Raw genomic sequence first — 20,179 nt, forward strand, 5'->3', positions numbered from 1 at the left:
ATCCATACTATTATTTTTATATCTTTCTAAATTTGCGAGCCAAAGTGAGTACTGTACCTGCAATAACCATCCATATGCCCATTGTTGCACTGTTAGTTGTACTGGCACCCGTGTTGGGAAGCTCTTTATATGTAGATTCTTTTTTATCAGAATTAATGCCGTTCGGGATATTACCGTTATTAGTAATACCTTTAGCTTTGCTAGTGTCTTTATCCTTCACTAATACTTTTTGTATTGCATGTACCTCATTACCTACAGAATCTGTTACTGTGTACGTTAATACGTAAGTACCTGCTTTAGAGGTATTCATTTCACCATTAAGTTTTACTTTAGAAGTAAGATCACCGTTTTCTTTATCGATAGCTAATACTTTTTCCAATGGATCGAATGAATCTCCTACGTGAATTGTCGCTCCAACAGGCACTGTTAATGTAGGCTTTAAATCTAATAATACCCTTTTTATCTACATGAGCAGTCAATTGGTGTCCGTATACTTCTTTACCTTCATATATTTGTTGCATACGCACAAGTGTATTCCCATCATAAGAACCACGTTTTTGAATAACTTCGTAGTCTACCCCTTCGTCTCCACTAACTTGTTTTGGTGACAAAGCATGCTCCGTCTTTTCCTTAAGCGCATCTTTCACTACGTTCTCAGGCATCTTTTGTCATGGTTGTGTAAATTCACCTGAACGGAACGAATCCCCTTGAATTTCAACTTGCATTTGACTCTTTTCCTCTGCATAACCTACTCCATATGGTGTCACAGTTGTTAAGGCCAATCCTGTTGTTAAAGCAACTATAGCTATTTCTTTTTTATTATTCATGTTATTTTCCTCGTATAATTTCTTAAAATATGAAACTGCTTAAATGTATTCCTATCAAAAATAAAAAGTACATCACATTACGCAAAACTGTATTATAAAAAGATGACTTCTGTCATCAACAAAAGTCACCTCTTCAATATGTCATATCCCTAATATGTTTTTAATGCATACTTTCTATATGAAAAAGAAAAATTATTCTTTAACGAGCGTTTTGCAATACTTTTATTAGGTCATTTATATTTTCAACTTTTTGCTGAAATTGATCAAATCTGCTATGTAGCAATGATGGATTCTTGTCTTCAGTTGAAATAACTTTTTTTAATTCCTCTTCTAATTTATCATATGTATCAAAGAAATTATCAAATTCTACACTTACAAGTTCTTCATTTTCACGATAAAATCTTTTTGATTCTATATATGTCATATATGATTTATTTAAAAATCCTAATGAAATTAAATATTTAGAAGTGTTTTCTTGATAAATAGCAATATCACATGCTATTTTAATATCAGAATAAGTTTTTTGAACGAAACAATGCAATTCAAAAATCTTAAACTTTAATCCATTATTCATTTCATCCCCTCCCATCCTATCTATTCTACATAAAAAAAGAATATTATACAAAGTAAAATATCAATATAGTACAAAAATAAAAAGCGAAAGAATAATCCCTTCCGCTTTTTATAGCAAAACATACATTTCAAATTGTGCTAAAGAATTCTTTTCAAATCCAGTTTTCTTTAAAAATCCTTCTAGTAAATTGTTGTTTGGAAATCCAATTGATAAACTTGATACATGTAAGCTTTCTTTTGCTACTTGTAATAATTTTGATCCAATACCACGATTTCTATAGTCTTTGTCTACGAAAAGAAAACTAATTTTACCTTGTTCATTCACACATATAGCACTCTTTAAATCATTATCGACATATGCGCCGTAAAATTTATTATTTGTTTTTTCGATATAATCCATATCATTTTGCCAATTTATATGGAAGTGTAACCATTTCTGAACTTCAAGTTTAAAAGATGGAAAATCTAATTGTTTTACTTCAATTCCCTTACAATCTTTATTAATTATTTTAGTCATATCTTTTAAATTATAATAAGATAGATCGTACACTTTTTCATAGCCTAATTTCGTATAAAAATGAATCGCTCGGTCATTGCCTACAATGACTTCAAGAAAAAGTTGCTTACACTCATTTTGAAGCGCCTCTTCTTTATGCAGTTCAAATAACTGTGGACTCACACCAATACCACGGTAATTAGGATGCACTGCTAATGTTCCACAGCGCATTGTTTTTATGTTTTCATAATCCTTTATCCCGCCAAGTATTACACCAACAGATTTGGCATCGTCTAAAGCAAGAAAGGAATGTTTTAGTGAATTCCCTTCTGGTCCAAAAAATCTTTTTATAAAATCTTCTTTTGAAACTTCCATTTTAATAATGTAATCTGAAAATCCATCTTTAAATGCTTCATATACTAAATCTATACTTACTTCACTGCATCTTTTGTATTGAATCATATAAAATTATCCTCCACTTACTCGTGTTAAACTTAACGTCCAAATACATGAAATGTACTAGTCCCACTCTACCCATTATTCTTTAATTATTAACTCTGCCACTTAATTTGAAATGAACGGACACTTTCCTACATATCTCTCACTGTTAATTTGTTTTATAACAAACGGTGCAATATCCCCATTCTGTATTTTGATTCCTGGCATATCTACTAAACTCTCTTTTATATTTCCAATGCCCTCCCCTTTCATAACAAATGGTAATCTAACAATTGTCCAATCTACTTCACTACTTTGGATAATTTGTAATTCTTTATATTTATCTTGCATCATTTTTGATAAAAAAACTTTAAATAAGGTAGCCCCTATTTTATTTACAATTCCCTTTTGATCTCCTGTAACATTTAAAGAACCTCCGGAAATTACAATATATCTTTTTATTTCAAACTCCTTCATTGCTTCTAGAATATGATTCGTTACTGCGCTAAAAATATAAGATTCATTTTTCGGTTGACCTACCGCATTAATTACAGCTCGACAACCTTTAAGTAATTCCCGTATTGAAGCAAAATCACGTGCATCTCCATTAATAATCTCTAAATTTCCATTTGTTATTTTGATATTATTAGAATTTCTTGTTAATATTTTTACTTGATATCCCTTTTCTAACGCTTCGTTTACAAGGAATTTCCCGGCTTTTCCGTTTGCACCTAGAATAGCTATTTTATTTGTACTTTCCAATATTAACCCCTCTTACTATCTATTCTTTACTACATTAATCTCATGTACACGTAAAAAAGCAATTAAATGCTCGCACGCTCGTTCACACGCTAACATTTTAAAGATTTTTTGTTCCTCTTTCGTTTTATCATTTGCTTGATCTGATGCAGCTTTTAAACTGAGAAAAGGTTTGTTATTGATTTGACACACATAAGCAAAAGCTGCCACTTCTTGATCAACCGCTAATGCTCCATATACAGTATGGAGTAAATATCTCATTTCCGAATTACGAATACGTTGATCTCCAGATAAAAATGTACCATAATGAATCGAATCATAAGATCGTATCTTTTTTATTCTTCTTACAAGTGACTTTGTTGTTTCAATAGGTGCTGTCCTACCATTATATAAATTAAAAATATCTTCCCCTGAACCAGCAGCAGTAACGTCGTGTTGTATTGCATTAAGGGCTACTACAATATGTCCATTTTTCACCTTATTTGATAGACTTCCGCATATTCCTGTCATAAACAACTCACCTGGCTGAAACTCACTAATTAATAATTGCACACAACTAGCACAACTTACTTTCCCAACTCCTGTTATTACGGAGATAACTTCCATATTATTAATATAGTGAAAATGAAATTCCCAAGCTGCTCGTTTTTCAATACGTTCACTTGGATAATATTGATGCAAATACGTAAGTTCTGGTTCCCATGCGGATACGATTGCAATACGTTTCATTACACGCTTCACTTCCCCTATTGTTATCATGTAAATACTTTATCTATACTTTCTCGTTCATAATCTGGAATCCACTCTTTATATTTCTCATATAAATTTCGTATTGTTTCTTTATTCTTCGCAATTACTTCACATCCTCTATCATCGTAAATAAACATGATAATATCTTTCGTTACATTTATGAGAAATACATCTGGATAAGAAATTTCTTTTTGCGTCCAAAACGAGGATAAAGACCCGGAAAATCTTCATGATTCGCAGCTTGAATAAGCGGTATATACTTTATATCGCAAGCAAAACATTTTAGTGAAAATTGATATGTACAATATAAATCAGCTTCTTCATCTTCAAATAGAAAAGGTACTGTTTTTTGTTTTATTTGGAACTTTAAATCCCTCTTTTTAATAAATTTATTGTATACATTTATTTTCTGCGAATTTTTCATATTTTCCTTTTTAAATCGATAAACATTTGTTACAAAAAAGACTTCATCTTCTTTTGAAAATATATCTTCAACTAAGTGTTTATTATATATAAAGTTGAAAGAAGTACTCCATATTTAAATCATCGGTTCTTTCGACATTTGGACATTTGGACATTTCCCTTTCCCAAAATGAAAATGCAAATAATTTCCCCACTGAAAGTATATATGTGGTACTAATGTAACCCCAGGGAATGTTTCATTCATATATTCTTTTAATTCCATTCTTATACCCTTTCTACTTTATAATTTCTTTTAACTGCCAATATGCATCTTCTAGCCAAGGATGCAAAACTTTCAACTTATCTTTTCTATCCCACAAATATGAAATATATGCAAAAGCAGCATGTTCTAAAGATTTTTCTAATCCTTTTTTTACTTCTGCTAAATATGGTGGCGCTCCATTTTGATCCCATTCTATTTTATCAGCAACAAATAACACTAAATCCATTTTCGTTGCATGTTTACGTAGTGTAGTATGGCAACAAATTGCATTTAAAATTTCTTCATCATCCACTTTAAATATCTCTTTTGCAATTACTCTCGATAACTTTTGATGAATAGTCATTGGAAATTCTCGTTCTTCTTGTAATATCTCTATTCCAAATTGTTCAGCAACTGCAACCCGATCTTCATTTGGAAAGATTGCACTAATATCATGTAAATATCCTGCAATCGCTGACTTTTCTTCATTTACATGATACGTACTCGCAATTTTACGGGCTTCTTTTGCCACCCGAATTGAATGTTTATAAGTAAGTTCTTTATTGTATTTTAATAGAAACGATTTTATATCATTTTCAATTTTTCCAGTTGGAGTAAATGAATATATATCCATATATAACATCTCAAGTCACCTTTCTTCCTAACATTCAATATAACGCTGTATTTAAATATCCTTTTTATTTGTATTCGTTATGAATGTTTTAATCCCTTTTTTATACGTTACATGAAATTTTATGGCGAATCATTGCTACAAAATACATAAATGTTTGATATTATAGTAATGTTAATGATTTGTTAGGAAAGGAACTACATAATGAATAAAAACATATTAATTATTGATGATGATAAAGATATTGTTGAGTTACTTGCTGTTTATTTGCGAAATGAAGGCTATAACATTTATAAAGCATATGATGGAGATGAGGCATTGCAAATGATTTCTACATATGAAGTTGATCTTATGATTTTGGATATTATGATGCCAAAGCGAAATGGATTAGAAGTTTGCCAGGAAGTTCGTGAGAATAATACTGTACCTATTCTTATGCTGAGTGCAAAAGCAGAAGATATGGATAAAATATTAGGTCTTATGACAGGTGCAGATGATTATATGATTAAGCCATTCAATCCATTAGAATTAGTAGCTAGAGTGAAAGCTTTGTTACGAAGATCATCTTTCCAAAATGCCACTTCCTCCAAAAATGAAGATGGTATTATTCGTATTCGTTCTGCTGAAATACACAAACATAATCATACTGTTAAAGTAAATGGAGAATATATTAAACTTACATCTATTGAATTTGATATTTTATATTTACTTGCGAGTAATACCGGAAGAGTATTTAGTTCCGAAGAAATTTTTGAACGCGTTTGGAATGAAGATGGTTATGGTTCAAATAAAACTGTAATGGTTCACATTAGTAATTTACGAGATAAACTTGAAACAGGAATGAATGGAGAGAAGTTTATTCATACTGTTTGGGGAGTAGGCTATAAAATTGAGAAATGAAGCATTTGATATATTAAAAGATATCCCAAAATGGAAGTTAATTTTTTGGTTCATGTTAGCTATCACACTTACTCCTATTACTGAATTAATTATATATCGCCTCGTTACAAGTGTAATTGAAAGTTCACTTACGTTAAGCGAGCTTGGAAAAGAATTCATTCGAATTTTTGGATATGAAAAATATAAAGGAATAAAGGAATCTCTATGGATGATGATTGTATCTTATTTGTTTTTATTTTCTATTTTCTCATCCTACCTATACATTTTTTATCGTCATGAAAGAAAGATTTATTATGAAACTTGTATTAAAAAAATGATAGAAGAGATTCGTTATATTGCAAATGGAAACTTCAATCATAAAGTCTCTATCGTAAACCATAATTATCTGGAAGAGTTAGCAAGCGGGGTTAATCACATTGTTGAACAATTGAAAGTTTCGATTGATGAAGAAAGACAGGCGGAACAAGCAAAAAGTGAACTTATTACAAATGTATCCCATGATTTACGTACTCCTCTTACCTCTATAGTTGGATACGTAAATTTAATCCACCATGATAATTATAGAGATGAAGTGGAATTACGCCATTATATACAAGTCATTTACGATAAAGTAACCCGTCTTAACGCATTAATGAATGACCTGTTTGAATATACACGTGTTCAAAATAAAGAGTTAAGTTTATATTCTGTTCCCATTGATATTGTAGAGCTACTTGGACAATTAACTGTTCAATTCCGCATTCAGTTTCAAGAAGCTAATATAGAATGTCGTCCTTCTTTCCCACCTCAAAAACTCATGGTATTAGCTGATGGAGACAAATTAGTTCGCGTATTTGAAAATCTAATTATTAATGCTATCGCTTACGGTAACGATGGTGAGTATATTGACATTACTGTTTATGAAAGTAATAATATGATTGCAATTGATATAACAAATTACGGTCAACCTATTCCTAGTACGGATTTACCTCATATTTTTGAACGTTTTTATCGCGTTGAGAAATCACGCTCTACAAACACCGGTGGATCTGGACTCGGATTAGCAATTGCAAAAAGTATTGTGGAATTGCATAAAGGAACAATTGAAGTATATAGTGATGATAAAAAAACAACTTTCACTGTAAAACTACAACCATGTCAACTACCCCCACTGAGATAAAGCCTTTCAGTGGGGGCTTGAGTTAGAACACTAGGTCTTTTCGTCTATCGTTAGACAGTTTGACGCTCTAGCATCCATGCCACCTTATGGTAACACCCCAAGTAATTTTTTGGTTGGTACTGGCAACGAATAATTGTTTTCCCACTTGCACCACCCTTTCGAAAAAGAGCAGTTCTTCCTTATGGAAGAAGCCACCACTCAGATGACTCCGGCGTGTGCTACAAGCCCCGACAAGTCGAGTACACATGGATGGTTGACGCACCCACTAAGCTATGCGCGAAGCAATAGCCTTACGTTTTTGTACTTCTAATAGAATCGGCGTTTTCACTTTCAGATTGTCATCCCATTCTACAACTCTTGATTTTTGCAATGTATTCAACGCACCATTAATATCAGCATGAATACATGTTCCTGCTTTACTTTGGTACAGACCACGTGTGATCCGTTTGCCACTAAAGCGATAATGCGTACTATCATCCTTAGACCAAACTGGAACCGGATCTTTATCAAGAAAACTAGCTTTTGAAGTATAGCTTTCTTCTTGTTTGAAAAATCGGATGCCTTCTTTTATACATTTATTCTCAATCGCTGCAATCAGTTTATAAAACGGGATTTGAACAAATTTTTGGTTATTCTTTTTTCCCATATCAGATTTTTGTTTCCAACCTGTGTTATACCCTACAACAATAGTATCTATATCGAATTCTTTCACTTTTTTGAACAACAGACCTACCGTTTGTGAAATGTAACCATTTATTTGTCGTTCTCGTTTATGCCAAAGTGCGGCCATTCTATTCGTTACAATACGTTTTGAAATTCCATTGTCCATATTTTTCTGTTGGAGATTACATATCATTTTGTTGAAGTACTGGTTAATGGATTTTAGTTTTTTTCCATCAATTAAAAATGTATCGCCTGTATTTGTTACACAACTTACTAATCTATCTACCCCTAAATCGCAACTCAAAGCATTACTAGTAGTCGTGGATGGTTTCTTCATTTGAGAAACGTGCATCTCATATGTGTAATGCACCTCAAAGAACCGACCTTTTTGCTTCGGTACAATCTCAATGTAGGAGATTTTTTTATTTCTTAAATTTTTTGGCATACGTATTTTAATGGAACCGAATTTTTTTCTAAATGCAACATTCATCGGAATCATCCAATACCCGTTTTCATCCACTTTTGGCACTTGATAGATTTCAATGATTCGTTTATCAGTGGAACGAGAATAATTCGGAAACTTCGGACGACCTGTGAATGTTTCAGGTTTTTTCTTCCACTGTTCCAACGCTTTAAAAAAGCTCTTCACTTCTGTAAATAAGGCTCTACGAATCGCTTGAACAGAGTTTGATTGCATGCCCCAGTAGTTCATATCGGCTTGCATGGCACTGTCCACTTCTTTTACAGTAGCCATCTTTTTATTGTTCAAGTAACTTTGTTTCATGGTGTACAAGCCAACATTTCGCAAAGCTTTTGAGCTATGTGACATGCGTTGCAGTAAACGAAATTCTTTTGCAGTAAGGCAAGCTCGTCCGATATTCTGTTTCTGCGTGAATCGTTGCATAGTTTCTCTTTTCTTTTGTTTCCGTAATACTTTCACTGCTTTCCTTCTAGCCATTTCTTTCACCACCTTTCTTAGAGGGCTCATTAAAAATTTTTTAACAAATCCATATTTGAAACGAAATGAAACAAAATGCGAACATGTTCTTCATCGTAATTACTTTTGGCTCAAGTAGCTGAATGATGATTATTATCCAATTTCGTTGCCTTACAATCTATTCCCTCCTTATCTACATTATATCGCAAGACAAAAAGAAACAAACATTCGCCCCGGGAAAATTATTATGAGCGAAACAAAAGAGTTCAGCCTACCTTCTGACGGCAATTCATCTCCACCTGAATTGTTGGGTTTCACCCGGAACACAAATCAGATGGAGTCTTCTTGCCGAAAAGGATAAATGTTAATACAGCTTAATTTTAGGTCCAATTTCTTACTATATAAGAAATTGGACCTTTTATTTTCCAGTAACATCCAAAATTTAATAATTCTTTATAATTCTTTAGAAATTCTTTATCTTTTCTTTCTTCCTAATTAAGCATTCCTTTTTACAATAGTATTATTGATGTCATAGTAGGAGGATCGCTTATGCAATTCTTGAAAAAGTTCACAATTTTATTCTTATCTTTTGTTATTACAGCACTTATCGTTTTATATTTTTACCTCTATGTAAATGGTCCAATTATTCAAGCTAAATCAGCTATTTTAATAGATGCTAATTCAGGTGAAGTTGTTTATAAAAAAAATGAAGAAACTCCTATACAATCAGCTACTTTATCTAAATTAATGACAGAGTATATCACCATGGAACAACTGAATGAAGGAAAAATACAGTTAGATGAATTAGTAAAAATAAGTAACGAAGTTTTCCGAGCAGAAATGAGTCCTATACAAGTAACTTCGAAAGATAAAACGACAGTTCGTGATTTACTTCATGCATTGTTTTTGACAGGGAATAATCGTTCCGCACTTGCTCTTGCAGAACACATTGCTGGAAACGAAGATAACTTTACACTTTTAATGAATGAAAAAGCAAAACAACTAAAGTTATCACAACCATCCCCGTTTCTAAATGCTACTGGTATGAATAACGATACAAATAAACAATCAAATACAACAGCGATAGATGTAGCGAAACTAGCGACACAATTAGTAAAAGACTTTCCAGATGTATTAAATATTACGAAACTAACCTCTTACCAATTTACCTTCAAAGACTCAAAAGTTTTCAACACAAATAAAATGATTTATTCTCTTAATAAAAACATTAAACTCCAAGGTGTTGACGGCTTACAAACTAGTTTTTCAACTAATGGTAATTATAGTTTTGTCAGTACAGCAAAACGAGGAGATACTAGACTTATTTCCGTAATATTAGACTCCAATGAAGAAAACAGTACTTTTATTGAAACAAAAAAGTTACTACAGTACGGTTTTGATCCTTCCTCGTACTCTGCACTCCAAGCTTTTAAAGATGCTGTTACATCTTGGACAGTTTTGCTTCAGTTTAAAAATTTAATCATACAAACATTGTTGATTTTCTTCATTATTACCTTTTTAATGTTTTTACATATACGTCAGAAAAAATCCGAGGATTTCAACTAGGAAATCTTCTTATATATAAAAACCGGCTTGTATTTACAGTGCAAGCCGGTTTCTAAATCTATAGTCCTCTTCCAATTAAATTAGCTGAAACAGGCTGAAGATTTAGCTCTCTCGCCCATATAGATAGCTGACCAATGTGATGAATTTCATGTACAATTACATGCCTTAACACTTCACCGTATGTATATGTTTTATCTGTCCACGAAGCTTTTAATATCTTACATTCTAGGCTAGATGACCACAACTGTAAAAAATCTTCTAATTCTCGTTTATATAAATCAGATAACGCTTTCACTTTTTGGATTGATTGATAATCTTTAAACTGCGGTTCATTATCTTCTTTTCCTTGAAGCGCATTAATCCAGCTGTATTCAACATCGACAATATGGAATAATGTTTCTAAAATACTTCCTACACCACCTACACGCTTGCGGAGCAATTCTTCCTCTGAAAGATGTTCACACCACTTAAACCAATCATCTCTTACTTGCCAATTGTATTGAAATAAAGTGTACATATTTATCTCTCCCCTACCCAATAATCCACTTAACCGCATCTATTACATAATACGGCTCATCTTTTTGAATATAGTGACCGCTTTGTGTTGCAATTACAAATTTATTATTGCTTGATAATCGTAATAATTCTTCTTGCAATTGCAACCATTTCATTTGTTCATCTGACGAATAAAAAGCTTTTTTACCCGCAGCTAACACGACAAGTGGAATATCATTCATTGATTCACAACATCTATCTACTTCACTTAAACTAAATGTAAACTCTTCATATGAACTTTCATATACAAACTGTTTATAGTAAGCTTCTTGAAATTCATTAGACATGATTGGCAGAAAATCTTCTTTATAATTTTCTGGTGTCGAATCCGCCAAAACGATTCCCAACATATCTTCGGGATAAAAAGTCGCAAATAAACGTGCATTTATACCACCAAAAGAATGTCCTACAAAAATATAAGGTGGTTTCAATTGTAATTGCTCTAAGCAACTTCTTAAATCTTTTACCATTTCAGAACTAATACGTCTCTTGGAACTCTTCCCACTTTTCCCTAATCCCGCTCGATCATATGAAAGTACCGTCCCATATTCCGTCAACTCTTCAGCAATATGATCCCATGTCTTTGAATAATCGCCATAACCTGCTTCCATTATAATAACTGGCTGCAGCTTCTTTCCTTGGAACTTTTTCGTATACATTTTAAAATCGTCAACTTGTACATATTCCTCTATACATTTAATCATTAACAATCACTTCTCTTCGGCCAAGTTCCTCTACAGCATGATTCATTATTTCACTTACAGATAAAGAGCCATCCAATACAATATCCGAATTCGGCTTAACAGTATGGATTGCCTCTAAATATGCTTTTCTCGCAAATGTCATATAATGTTTCAAATCATTATGTATTTCATCTATTGTATCTTCTTTAAAATCTCGCAAGATTCTTCTAGCCATCGCAATATCTAAAGGCGTATCGATAAATATAGTTACATCAATAAATTCTCGCATTTCACTATTTAAGTATGCAAAAGGATAATCTACAATAAGATAATCTACATTTCCATCTCGTAAAAAATGCTGAATATCATGAATTAATGGCGTAAGTACCCATTCATCATAATTTGCTCCATCATCAATCCATTTACAAATATCTGCAGGACAGTTTTCAAAGTGATAGCTATCAAAATATAGTGCTTTTGAATTTGTTAGCTTTTGAGTTAATCTTTCTGTAACAGTTGTTTTACCTCCTCCTGAAACAGCTGCAACCGAAATTACTTTAGTTTTTTTATTCATAACTTCCCCACCATACCCCTTTTAATTAACATAACATAATTATAAAAAACTATTGTTTTTTATCGCTCCATTCGTATTCTAACATACTCATTTCCCATAAATTCCAATACGCTTCTCCTACTTTTTTTGACTCTCGTAATAAACCTTCTTTTACAAATCCTATTTTTTCATAACATGAGATGGCCGACGTATTAAAATCATAAACACCTAGAGTTACTCTATGTAGTTTTAATTCTTCAAATGCAATTTGTAATACTGCTTTCATCATATGTTTCCCTATAGAACGCCCTCGCATTTTCGTATCACCAACTAACACTTTTCCAATTCTTGCAGATTTATTTATATTGTCAATTTGCCCAAGTGAAATATGACCAATTACTTTTCTAGTCTCTTCATCTATTACTTTAAATGCAAGCGTATTTGACCTTTCTAAATAATTTTCTAATTGTTGTTCATGTAAAGGGTATGTAAATACATTTCCTGACCACTGTATTAAAAATTCTTCGCAATCAATCCAATTTATTAATTGTTTGAAATCAGTTCTTGTAAATTGTTTCAGCTTGATCACTCTCATTCTCCTTTCACACAACCTTTTATACACCTTCAAATTTATTTCTATATGAAAAATATATTCCCTTTTAAACAAAATAAAAAGCCATTCATAAGAATGGCTTTGCAATCAATAAAGCATAATTACTCTTTATTTGCTACGTCAACACCGTTAAAATCAAACTCATCAGCAACAGTTGTAGCAGGTGGTAAAATCGCTTCAATTTTACAAAGAGATATAATTGCTGCAAATGAACCAGGAATAGCAGCCAGCTTAACAACATCGCAAGTTACAGAAGAAACAGTACCTATATAAGTACGTCCTTCAGTGTTAATTCGCACTGTTTTATTAATTAATTTTTTAAGTTCGTCTCTAATTCCTTGTACACAAGAGCTGTCACATTTCTCATGCTGTTCTTTTTTACACTCTTCAAAAACATCCCAACAATCATCATGTTTACACGTACATTTTTTTCTACAATTATTAAATCGAGAACCCAAATCCTCACCCCCTAATCCTTTCTATTAGTAAAGTATGTCCAATAGCTTAAAAGTGTACGAGACAAAAGCATAGAAACAAAAAAACAAACACTTGTACTAAACCTTTTTATATATATTAAAAACGAATATACTACTGTATGAATACTCAATTCAAATACTCCAAATATGTAGCATTATTAGTATAAACGTGCTTTCAACGACAATAACATTCTTTTCTTTATTAATAACAAAACGGACCTCTAACAATTAAAGGCCTGTTTAATGATTGGACTTGGATTTAATTCTGCTGAATTTAAAATTTAGACAGACCCTTTCTCAAAAAAATTTTTTATTAATAAGCTGACTTTTTAAAGAATCTCCAGCTATTCCTATTACTTCACATATACATAGACTTTGTTTGCAGTAATATAGTATATTTTTCCTTTGCTGTTTTGAAGTATACATTCAGAAAAACATACTCCAAAATAAGATATTATTTATAATCAGAACGTTTTCTTCACCAAGTGTTTATTAATCAATCTCATAACCAGTAGTTCTCTCCACTATTTTGTAAAATTTAGCATAGTTTGTATGGATTCTATATCTAGTAGAAAGCACTCTATCATTTAAAGGGAAAATAATAGGTGAATAAACAAGCCATTTTTTTACTAAAACATAGAATAATAGTAATCCTATTGAAGGGAGGTATAAAAGAATGTCCTGGAAAAATGATTGCTGGAGTTCTAAGAAAAAGCATTGTTGTGATGACTGGTGGAAATCTAAAGAACAGCACCATTGTGATGATGATTGGTGGAAATCTAAAGAAAAACACCATTGTGATGATGATTGGTGGAAATCTAAAGAAAAACACCATTGTGATGATGATTGGTGGAAATCTAAAGAACAGCATTGCAATGATGATTGGAGTTCTAAACGAAATAAGTGTCGCTGTAAATGTTTCTTTATTTGTTGTCATTGTAAAAGAAAACATTGGTAATATTTTAAATGTCAACTTAAAGGAAAGAATATATCTTTTGGGACCGGTAAATACTAGAATATATAAAAAGCTGACTAAATATAGTCAGCTTTTTATATATTAACACGTAGAGATTTAAACTGGCATCTATAATTACTAGTTGAGTGGAGTATTGAAAAATAAGCTGACTCTTATAAATCGACTCTTTAATTACTTCACATACATATAAGCTTATTTACCAGCAGTATGTTTTTCCTTTGCTATTGTGCATCTTGTATTGTAATGTTCCTTTAACACTTGCTTTTGCATCAATAATAAACTCTAATCATACATTAACAGAACCAGCAACGTCTTTATCCTGCCAAGTTGGTGAATCATAGAAACGTAAATTATTCCTTTTAGAAACACCACGTTTTCCTCCAATAGATGAATCTACTGTACTTTTTTATCGAACTTCACATCAAAGAATCGTATTTAATCTATTGCTCTTCGCCAAGATTCAACCAGCCGTCTTGGGGTTTCTTTTATTTAAATAAGAATTTTATTAAAAACTTACATGTATATATTTTTCGTTATATAATTAAAGTATCGATATATTAGGAGTGTTAATTATGTCAGGAACGATAATGATTTTGTTATACATTTGTTTCGGATTAAGTGCAATTTTCAGCTTAATAAAAGAATTGAAAAAGCCACAGAAAAACCAGTTCTTGATTTTAGTTGATTCTCTAATTTTACTAGGAGCCTTAATCCTATTAGGTAGTATCTTCATCTAAATTACATAACTAGAACTCCAGTTGGGAGTGGAGCAGTTAGCGAAAGCTAACTGCTTTTTATAAATTAATTCTTTTATTAAATTTCACATATACAATCGCTTGTCCATTTCACCTTGTTTTATTTTTGCATTTACTATTAGTAATACAAATTTATAATAGTTTATGTATATAATTCCATTCAAAGATACATAATACCCACGTAACTATTTAAAAACAATTCGTTTTATATTTAAGTTCAAAAAGGAGCTACATAACATGGATAAAAAAGATCTATTAAGTCAACAACTTGATCATGTGTCATCGGATGCGTTGAATACTCCTAGTAAGGCCCAAGAGCAAATGCAAGAAGCATCTCAGCAGGCACATGTTTCAAACAAAAAGGACAGTACTCAATCTTTACATCGTGAAGATTTACCAATTTCAGACGTATATAAAACAACGAACAAACAGTAAATTTTAAGGAAAAAAAACCTTAAGAACGAGTGAACGTAATTTTCCCCTTTTCTTATTTTAAATAACACCTTTATATAAAAGCCGTACACATTATTGACATATTCACTATCACAATCTCCTGAAAATTCGTGATAGTATTAATTGGTCGGATACGCCAAATTTCGACATTGCACGACAACAATATCTCCCTTAATGAATCCCTGTCCCCCAGGGATTTCTCCTATTATCTTTTTACTTTTCGCTCCACTAAATTTTTATTCTTAACAAAATTCAATCACTCCATTGAATAGACATGCCACAGTATCATATTTTGATAAAACCTATAAAACAAATAGAAATATGTAATAATACTAGTAGCACTTTTCTACTCCAAATTTACTTCTTCCCTCTTCTCTTTTTATAAAAATAAAAATGAGCTCTATTTAAATAGAGCTCATTCCTAATTTTATAATTTACTAGACTGCAACCCCTGAATAAACGGAACTACTTCAGGATTTACAAGTGATGATAAATCACCTAATTCTTTTCCTAAGTAAGCAGCTTTAATGACGCGTCGCATTACTTTAGAATTCCGTGTTTTCGGTAAATCTTCTACAACGTGAATATCTTTTGGACATAATGCTTTTCCGATATGAGAGTTTACTAAACTCATTAATTCTTTCTTTAACTCTCCTGTGAATATTACATTGTCCCTTAATACTACAAAACAATGACAAACTTCACCTTTTATATCATCAGGTACACCAATTGCAGCAGCCTCTATGACATCATTATGCTTCACAAGAATAGATTCATATTCAGCAGGTCCAATACGTTTTCCAGCAATGTTTAACGTATCATCTGAGCGTCCTGTAATAATATATTGCTCACCATCATAAATCACCCAGTCACCATGAACCCATTTATTTTCAAAACGTGACCAATATGTGTTCACATAACGCTCATCGTCTTCCCAGAAGCTTTTCGTCATACCAACCCAAGGCTTCTCTAAACATAATTCTCCAACTTCATCACGAATTGGATTACCTTGATCATCGAGCACAATCGCTGCCATTCCTGGTAAAGATGCGTTAAAACTAATCGGTGCAATCGGTTTAATAAGGACGTTTCCGAAAATCCCACCAGAAATTTCAGTTCCGCCTGAATAGTTACAAATTGGTACATTACTTTTTCCAACTGTTTCAAATAGCCACATCCAAGGATCTGGATTCCAAGGTTCACCTGTTGATGCGAATACTTCTAAACTCTTGAGCGAATGTTTATTCACATATTCATCACCTTTTGCCATTAACGCACGAATTAATGTTGGTGATATACCAAGATGTGTAATTTCATATTTATCAACTGTCTCCCATAACCGATCTGCTTCTGGGAAGTCCGGAACACCTTCATACATAACCATCGTTGCTCCATTAATGAGAGAGCCAAATAGTAAAAATGGTCCCATCATCCATCCCATATCAGTTACCCATAATACGCGGTCACCTTGTTTGATATTCATTCCGAACCCCGCATCAAAAGCTGATTTTAAAGGAAATCCAGCATGAGTGTGTACTGTCCCTTTCGGTTTTCCAGTTGTACCTGATGTATAAATGAGCATTAATGGATCATCACTATTCATCTCTTCAGCATGTGTAAATGGTTTTTCTTTTTCTAGCACACTCCATGGGAAATCATAATTATGTGGTGTAAAATCATTTCCTGCATGACGAACAATAACAACTTTTTCAACAGTTGGACAATGTTCGCAAGCTTTATCTACTTCGTCTTTTAATGAAACAACTTTACCTCGGCGTGAAAAACCATCTGCAGTAATGATCATTTTTGATCCTGCCGCTTGTACACGAGTCATGACTGCATCAGATGCAAATCCTGAGAATATTGGTGAAATAATTGCTCCGATTTTCATAACAGCTAGCATTGAAACAACTGTTTCTGGAATCATCGGCATATAAATTGTTACACGGTCACCTTTTTCAATACCCGCATGTTTCAAACCGTTTGCAACGCGACTTACCCAGTTGTCAAGCTCTTCATATGTAAATGATTTTGAAGTTCCATTTTCTCCCTCGTACTGTAGTGCTGGTTGCGTTCTTGTTTCATCATCTGCAAGCCAGCGTGATAAAACTGATTCTACAACGTTACATGTTCCGCCATTATACCACTGTGCAAACGGCGTACCATTTTCTAAATCTAGCACTTCTGTATAAGGCTTCATCCATTGATAGCCAACCGCTTTCTCAGCTTCTCCCCAAAACCAATCTGTTTCTTCAATAGATTTATTATAAAACGTTTCATAATCTTCATAGCCCAATGATTTCATCCAACCATATAAACGCGTTTTTTCTTTATATTCTTCTGTTGGAAACCAAACTGCTTGTTTCAATGTTTTCCCCTCCTTGACTTTTTGAGCAAGAAAGCCCTAAATAGGGCTTTTAAACTGGATAAACAGGATGTTTACGATCCGTAAATACTTGATATTTACTCATATACATTTCGAATCGTCCTTTTAACTCTTCTCTTAAATTGTTTGGATGAACAATACCATCAATGACCATCTCTGATGCTAAATGGTAAATATCAATATCTTTCTTATACTCTTCGCGTTTTTCAGCAATGAAGCTATCACGCTCTTCTTCTGGTAAAGCTGCAATCTTATTTGCATATACAGCATTAACCGCTGCTTCTGGACCCATTACCGCAATAGAAGCTGTCGGTAATGCTAAGCAGCAATCTGGTTCAAAGGCTGGACCTGCCATTGCATATAAACCAGCACCGTATGCTTTACGAACAACGATAGAAATTTTCGGTACAGTTGCTTCACTCATTGCAGAAATCATCTTTGCACCATGACGAATAATACCAGCACGCTCTACTTTTGTGCCAATCATAAATCCAGGTACATCTGCAAGGAATAACAACGGAATATGATATGCATCACATAAATTAATAAATTTCGCTGCTTTATCCGCTGAATCGTGGAATAATACGCCGCCTTTCATACGCGGTTGATTTGCAATAATACCAACTGGCTTACCATCAATACGTGCCAAGCCTGTAATTAGTTCTTGAGCAAATAATTTTTTCACTTCATAGAAAGAACCTTCATCAATAACTCTATTAATGAGATCTTTCATATTGAAAGGAGCATTTTGATTTTCTGGAATGATTTGTTCTAACGTTTTTTCGAATTGTTTCGGTTCTTGAGGTGTAACCAATGGAGTCTTCTCTAAGTAGTTGTTTGGAAAATATGAAATGTATTGTCTTGCTTGTGTAATCGCATCTTCTTCTGTTTTACATAAAACATCTCCGCATCCTGATACAGAGCAATGCATACGAGCTCCGCCCATCTCCTCTAAAGTTACCTTCTCGCCGATAACCATCTCAGCCATACGAGGAGACCCTAAATACATAGATGCATTTCCTTCTACCATCATAACAATGTCACAAAAGGCTGGAATATATGCGCCACCAGCTGCCGAAGGTCCAAATAATAAGCATACTTGCGGAACTTTACCTGATAATTTCACTTGATTGTAGAAGATTCTTCCTGCACCGCGGCGCCCTGGGAACATTTCTACTTGATCTGTAATACGCGCTCCAGCAGAGTCAACTAAATAAAATAACGGAACACGTAATTTTTCTGCCGTTTCTTGAATACGTAAAATCTTTTCAACTGTACGTGCGCCCCATGATCCAGCCTTTACCGTTGAATCATTTGCCATTACGCATGCAGTACGACCATGTATTTTACCCGTTGCCGTTATAACACCATCAGCAGGTAATCCTGTTTGTTCACAATTTGCAAATAATGCATCTTCTACATATTCACCCTTATCAAATAAAAGAGCTAAGCGATCTCGAACGAATAGTTTTCCTTTTGCTTTGTTTTGTTCATGATACTTTGGTGCGCCGCCTTGTTTAATCGTTTCAACTCGTTCTTCAAATGTATTCGATTGTTGTTTTTGGTCTAACATATTTACTCCCCCTTATACATTGGTGTGCGTTTTTCCTTGAATGCTTGTAATCCTTCTAATCTATCTTTCGAATGGATTACACCTTCATACGCTTGTTTTTCCATTTGTAATCCGGTATGTAAATCAACTTGAATACCGTTTGAAATTGCTTCTTTTGCTAATCGAACAGCAATAGGGCCATTACTAGCAATTTTCTCTGCTATTTCAATCGCTTTCTCTTCAAGTAAATGAGCTGGTACAACAAATTCTACTAAACCATATTCTTTTGCTTCTTGCGCTGAAATACGTCTGCCTGTATAAATTAATTCTTTCGCTCTACCAACACCAATTAATCTTGGTAAACGCTGCGTACCACCTGCTCCTGGTATAATTGCAAGTGTAGTTTCAGTAAGACCGAGACTTGCAGATTCAGCCGCAATTCTAAAATCACAAGCTAAACTTAATTCCGTACCGCCACCAAGGGCGATTCCATTTATAGCAGCAATAACTGGCTGTGGTAATTGTTCAACCATCTCCATAGTAGTACGAATCATACTAACAGCATGGCGAACTTGTTCTTCATTCATGACAGCACGTTCTTTTAAATCAGCACCAGCACAAAAAGCTTTTTCACCAGCACCTGTTAAAATAACTACGCGAGTATTGGACTCTTCACTTATTTGAGTTAATATATTTTGTAACTCTTCTAATAACGCTAAAGATAATGAGTTTGCTTGTCTTTCACGATTTAATGAAATCTTTACAACGTGAGGTGTTACATAATCAACTGAAATATTTTGTAATTGTAGCATCT

At 33.1% G+C, this 20,179-nt stretch carries 21 protein-coding genes and 3 pseudogenes; 6 read left to right on the forward strand and 18 right to left on the reverse strand.

Annotated features, from left to right (window positions below; all coding sequences use genetic code 11):
• Positions 1-16 precede the first annotated feature (16 nt).
• The 8 genes and pseudogenes from JDS82_RS30210 to yqeK all read right to left on the reverse strand — a co-directional run bounded on the left by JDS82_RS30210 (position 17) and on the right by yqeK (position 5,150).
• Complete coding sequence (locus JDS82_RS30210) at positions 17-379, reverse strand: immunoglobulin-like domain-containing protein (RefSeq protein ID WP_206773507.1); 363 nt, start codon at positions 377-379, stop codon at positions 17-19.
• Positions 380-443: 64 nt separating this feature from the next.
• Positions 444-827, reverse strand: a pseudogene (locus JDS82_RS30215) (M4 family metallopeptidase); the annotation flags it as partial.
• 199 nt (positions 828-1,026) lie between these two features.
• A complete protein-coding gene (locus JDS82_RS23310) occupies positions 1,027-1,401 on the reverse strand; it encodes a hypothetical protein (protein ID WP_001059013.1) in 375 nt (124 codons plus the stop codon).
• A gap of 108 nt (positions 1,402-1,509) precedes the next feature.
• A complete protein-coding gene (locus tag JDS82_RS23315; RefSeq protein WP_000617081.1) occupies positions 1,510-2,358 on the reverse strand; it encodes a GNAT family N-acetyltransferase in 849 nt (282 codons plus the stop codon).
• Between the two features lie 102 nt (positions 2,359-2,460).
• The gene (locus JDS82_RS23320) at positions 2,461-3,096 is read right to left on the reverse strand and encodes an SDR family oxidoreductase (RefSeq protein WP_000446314.1); all 636 of its coding nucleotides are present in this window, start codon (positions 3,094-3,096) and stop codon (positions 2,461-2,463) included.
• 15 nt (positions 3,097-3,111) lie between these two features.
• Positions 3,112-3,849 carry a phosphorylase family protein gene (locus JDS82_RS23325; RefSeq protein WP_142286968.1) on the reverse strand — a complete coding sequence of 246 codons (738 nt, stop codon included), beginning with the start codon at positions 3,847-3,849 and terminating at the stop codon, positions 3,112-3,114.
• A pseudogene (locus JDS82_RS29575) lies at positions 3,849-4,528 on the reverse strand (DUF3885 domain-containing protein). Before JDS82_RS29575 ends, JDS82_RS23325 begins: the two are co-directional and overlap by 1 nt.
• 13 nt (positions 4,529-4,541) lie before the next feature.
• A complete protein-coding gene (gene yqeK, locus JDS82_RS23340) occupies positions 4,542-5,150 on the reverse strand; it encodes a bis(5'-nucleosyl)-tetraphosphatase (symmetrical) YqeK (RefSeq protein ID WP_088091481.1) in 609 nt (202 codons plus the stop codon).
• Between the two features lie 192 nt (positions 5,151-5,342).
• On the opposite strand from yqeK, the gene JDS82_RS23345 reads away from it, so the two are divergent.
• Both JDS82_RS23345 and JDS82_RS23350 read left to right on the forward strand, forming a co-directional pair.
• On the forward strand, positions 5,343-6,038 hold the full coding sequence (locus JDS82_RS23345; protein WP_001038798.1) for a response regulator transcription factor: 696 nt from the start codon (positions 5,343-5,345) through the stop codon (positions 6,036-6,038).
• Positions 6,028-7,197, forward strand: coding sequence for a sensor histidine kinase (locus JDS82_RS23350; RefSeq protein WP_088091480.1), 1,170 nt, complete (start codon positions 6,028-6,030; stop codon positions 7,195-7,197). Before JDS82_RS23345 ends, JDS82_RS23350 begins: the two co-directional genes overlap by 11 nt.
• Before the next feature lie 265 nt (positions 7,198-7,462).
• Here the strand turns inward: JDS82_RS23350 and JDS82_RS23355 are convergent, their stop codons facing one another.
• Entirely contained in the window at positions 7,463-8,818 is a 1,356-nt protein-coding gene (locus JDS82_RS23355) for an RNA-guided endonuclease TnpB family protein (protein ID WP_199714026.1), read from the reverse strand.
• 528 nt (positions 8,819-9,346) lie between these two features.
• On the opposite strand from JDS82_RS23355, the gene JDS82_RS23360 reads away from it, so the two are divergent.
• Positions 9,347-10,363: a D-alanyl-D-alanine carboxypeptidase family protein gene (locus tag JDS82_RS23360; RefSeq protein ID WP_199714027.1), complete on the forward strand. Its 1,017-nt coding sequence runs from the start codon at positions 9,347-9,349 to the stop codon at positions 10,361-10,363.
• A 58-nt stretch (positions 10,364-10,421) separates the two neighbouring features.
• Here JDS82_RS23360 and JDS82_RS23365 read toward each other — a convergent pair whose 3' ends face one another.
• From JDS82_RS23365 to JDS82_RS23385, 5 genes are all read right to left on the reverse strand, one after another.
• Positions 10,422-10,880: a DinB family protein gene (locus JDS82_RS23365; protein ID WP_199714028.1), complete on the reverse strand. Its 459-nt coding sequence runs from the start codon at positions 10,878-10,880 to the stop codon at positions 10,422-10,424.
• Positions 10,881-10,893: 13 nt separating this feature from the next.
• Entirely contained in the window at positions 10,894-11,622 is a 729-nt protein-coding gene (locus JDS82_RS23370; protein ID WP_199714029.1) for an alpha/beta fold hydrolase, read from the reverse strand.
• On the reverse strand, positions 11,615-12,175 hold the full coding sequence (locus JDS82_RS23375; RefSeq protein WP_088091475.1) for a nucleoside/nucleotide kinase family protein: 561 nt from the start codon (positions 12,173-12,175) through the stop codon (positions 11,615-11,617). Before JDS82_RS23375 ends, JDS82_RS23370 begins: the two co-directional genes overlap by 8 nt.
• Positions 12,176-12,224: 49 nt before the next feature.
• Positions 12,225-12,749: a GNAT family N-acetyltransferase gene (locus JDS82_RS23380; RefSeq protein ID WP_199714030.1), complete on the reverse strand. Its 525-nt coding sequence runs from the start codon at positions 12,747-12,749 to the stop codon at positions 12,225-12,227.
• A gap of 119 nt (positions 12,750-12,868) precedes the next feature.
• Positions 12,869-13,225, reverse strand: a complete 357-nt coding sequence (locus JDS82_RS23385) for a hypothetical protein (RefSeq protein WP_199714031.1) — start codon at positions 13,223-13,225, stop codon at positions 12,869-12,871.
• A gap of 623 nt (positions 13,226-13,848) precedes the next feature.
• Here JDS82_RS23385 and JDS82_RS30220 point away from each other — a divergent pair.
• Entirely contained in the window at positions 13,849-14,304 is a 456-nt protein-coding gene (locus JDS82_RS30220) for a hypothetical protein (RefSeq protein ID WP_170771158.1), read from the forward strand.
• A 111-nt stretch (positions 14,305-14,415) separates the two neighbouring features.
• Here the strand turns inward: JDS82_RS30220 and JDS82_RS29870 are convergent.
• Positions 14,416-14,695 (reverse strand): annotated as a pseudogene (locus tag JDS82_RS29870) (N-acetylmuramoyl-L-alanine amidase); the annotation flags it as partial.
• 96 nt (positions 14,696-14,791) lie between these two features.
• Between JDS82_RS29870 and JDS82_RS23395 the strand changes: the two are divergent.
• Both JDS82_RS23395 and JDS82_RS23400 read left to right on the forward strand, forming a co-directional pair.
• Positions 14,792-14,956 (forward strand): hypothetical protein, encoded by a 165-nt coding sequence (locus JDS82_RS23395; protein WP_088091473.1) that lies wholly within the window; start codon positions 14,792-14,794, stop codon positions 14,954-14,956.
• Positions 14,957-15,211: 255 nt separating this feature from the next.
• Positions 15,212-15,409: a hypothetical protein gene (locus JDS82_RS23400; protein WP_199714032.1), complete on the forward strand. Its 198-nt coding sequence runs from the start codon at positions 15,212-15,214 to the stop codon at positions 15,407-15,409.
• 445 nt (positions 15,410-15,854) lie between these two features.
• Here JDS82_RS23400 and JDS82_RS23405 read toward each other — a convergent pair whose 3' ends face one another.
• From JDS82_RS23405 to JDS82_RS23415, 3 genes are read right to left on the reverse strand one after another with little or no spacing between them, the layout of a single operon-like run.
• Positions 15,855-17,795, reverse strand: coding sequence for an AMP-binding protein (locus JDS82_RS23405; protein WP_088058033.1), 1,941 nt, complete (start codon positions 17,793-17,795; stop codon positions 15,855-15,857).
• A 49-nt stretch (positions 17,796-17,844) separates the two neighbouring features.
• Positions 17,845-19,386, reverse strand: coding sequence for an acyl-CoA carboxylase subunit beta (locus tag JDS82_RS23410; RefSeq protein WP_048561034.1), 1,542 nt, complete (start codon positions 19,384-19,386; stop codon positions 17,845-17,847).
• Positions 19,387-19,388: 2 nt separating this feature from the next.
• The gene (locus tag JDS82_RS23415; RefSeq protein ID WP_098058296.1) at positions 19,389-20,177 is read right to left on the reverse strand and encodes an enoyl-CoA hydratase; all 789 of its coding nucleotides are present in this window, start codon (positions 20,175-20,177) and stop codon (positions 19,389-19,391) included.
• Between the last annotated feature and the right edge of the window lie 2 nt (positions 20,178-20,179).

The sequence above is a fragment of the Bacillus cereus group sp. N14 genome (assembly GCF_016483555.1).
Lineage (GTDB): Bacteria > Bacillota > Bacilli > Bacillales > Bacillaceae_G > Bacillus_A > Bacillus_A wiedmannii.

Coding starts and splice junctions, on each gene's coding strand:
- JDS82_RS23310 (WP_001059013.1), bottom strand. CDS start 1,401: ATGAATAATGGATTAAAGTTTAAGATTTTTGAATTGCATTGTTTCGTT.
- JDS82_RS23315 (WP_000617081.1), bottom strand. CDS start 2,358: ATGATTCAATACAAAAGATGCAGTGAAGTAAGTATAGATTTAGTATAT.
- yqeK (WP_088091481.1), bottom strand. CDS start 5,150: ATGTTATATATGGATATATATTCATTTACTCCAACTGGAAAAATTGAA.
- JDS82_RS23345 (WP_001038798.1), top strand. CDS start 5,343: ATGAATAAAAACATATTAATTATTGATGATGATAAAGATATTGTTGAG.
- JDS82_RS23355 (WP_199714026.1), bottom strand. CDS start 8,818: ATGGCTAGAAGGAAAGCAGTGAAAGTATTACGGAAACAAAAGAAAAGA.
- JDS82_RS23360 (WP_199714027.1), top strand. CDS start 9,347: ATGCAATTCTTGAAAAAGTTCACAATTTTATTCTTATCTTTTGTTATT.
- JDS82_RS23365 (WP_199714028.1), bottom strand. CDS start 10,880: ATGTACACTTTATTTCAATACAATTGGCAAGTAAGAGATGATTGGTTT.
- JDS82_RS23370 (WP_199714029.1), bottom strand. CDS start 11,622: ATGATTAAATGTATAGAGGAATATGTACAAGTTGACGATTTTAAAATG.
- JDS82_RS23375 (WP_088091475.1), bottom strand. CDS start 12,175: ATGAATAAAAAAACTAAAGTAATTTCGGTTGCAGCTGTTTCAGGAGGA.
- JDS82_RS23380 (WP_199714030.1), bottom strand. CDS start 12,749: ATGAGAGTGATCAAGCTGAAACAATTTACAAGAACTGATTTCAAACAA.
- JDS82_RS23395 (WP_088091473.1), top strand. CDS start 14,792: ATGTCAGGAACGATAATGATTTTGTTATACATTTGTTTCGGATTAAGT.
- JDS82_RS23400 (WP_199714032.1), top strand. CDS start 15,212: ATGGATAAAAAAGATCTATTAAGTCAACAACTTGATCATGTGTCATCG.
- JDS82_RS23410 (WP_048561034.1), bottom strand. CDS start 19,386: ATGTTAGACCAAAAACAACAATCGAATACATTTGAAGAACGAGTTGAA.
- JDS82_RS23415 (WP_098058296.1), bottom strand. CDS start 20,177: ATGCTACAATTACAAAATATTTCAGTTGATTATGTAACACCTCACGTT.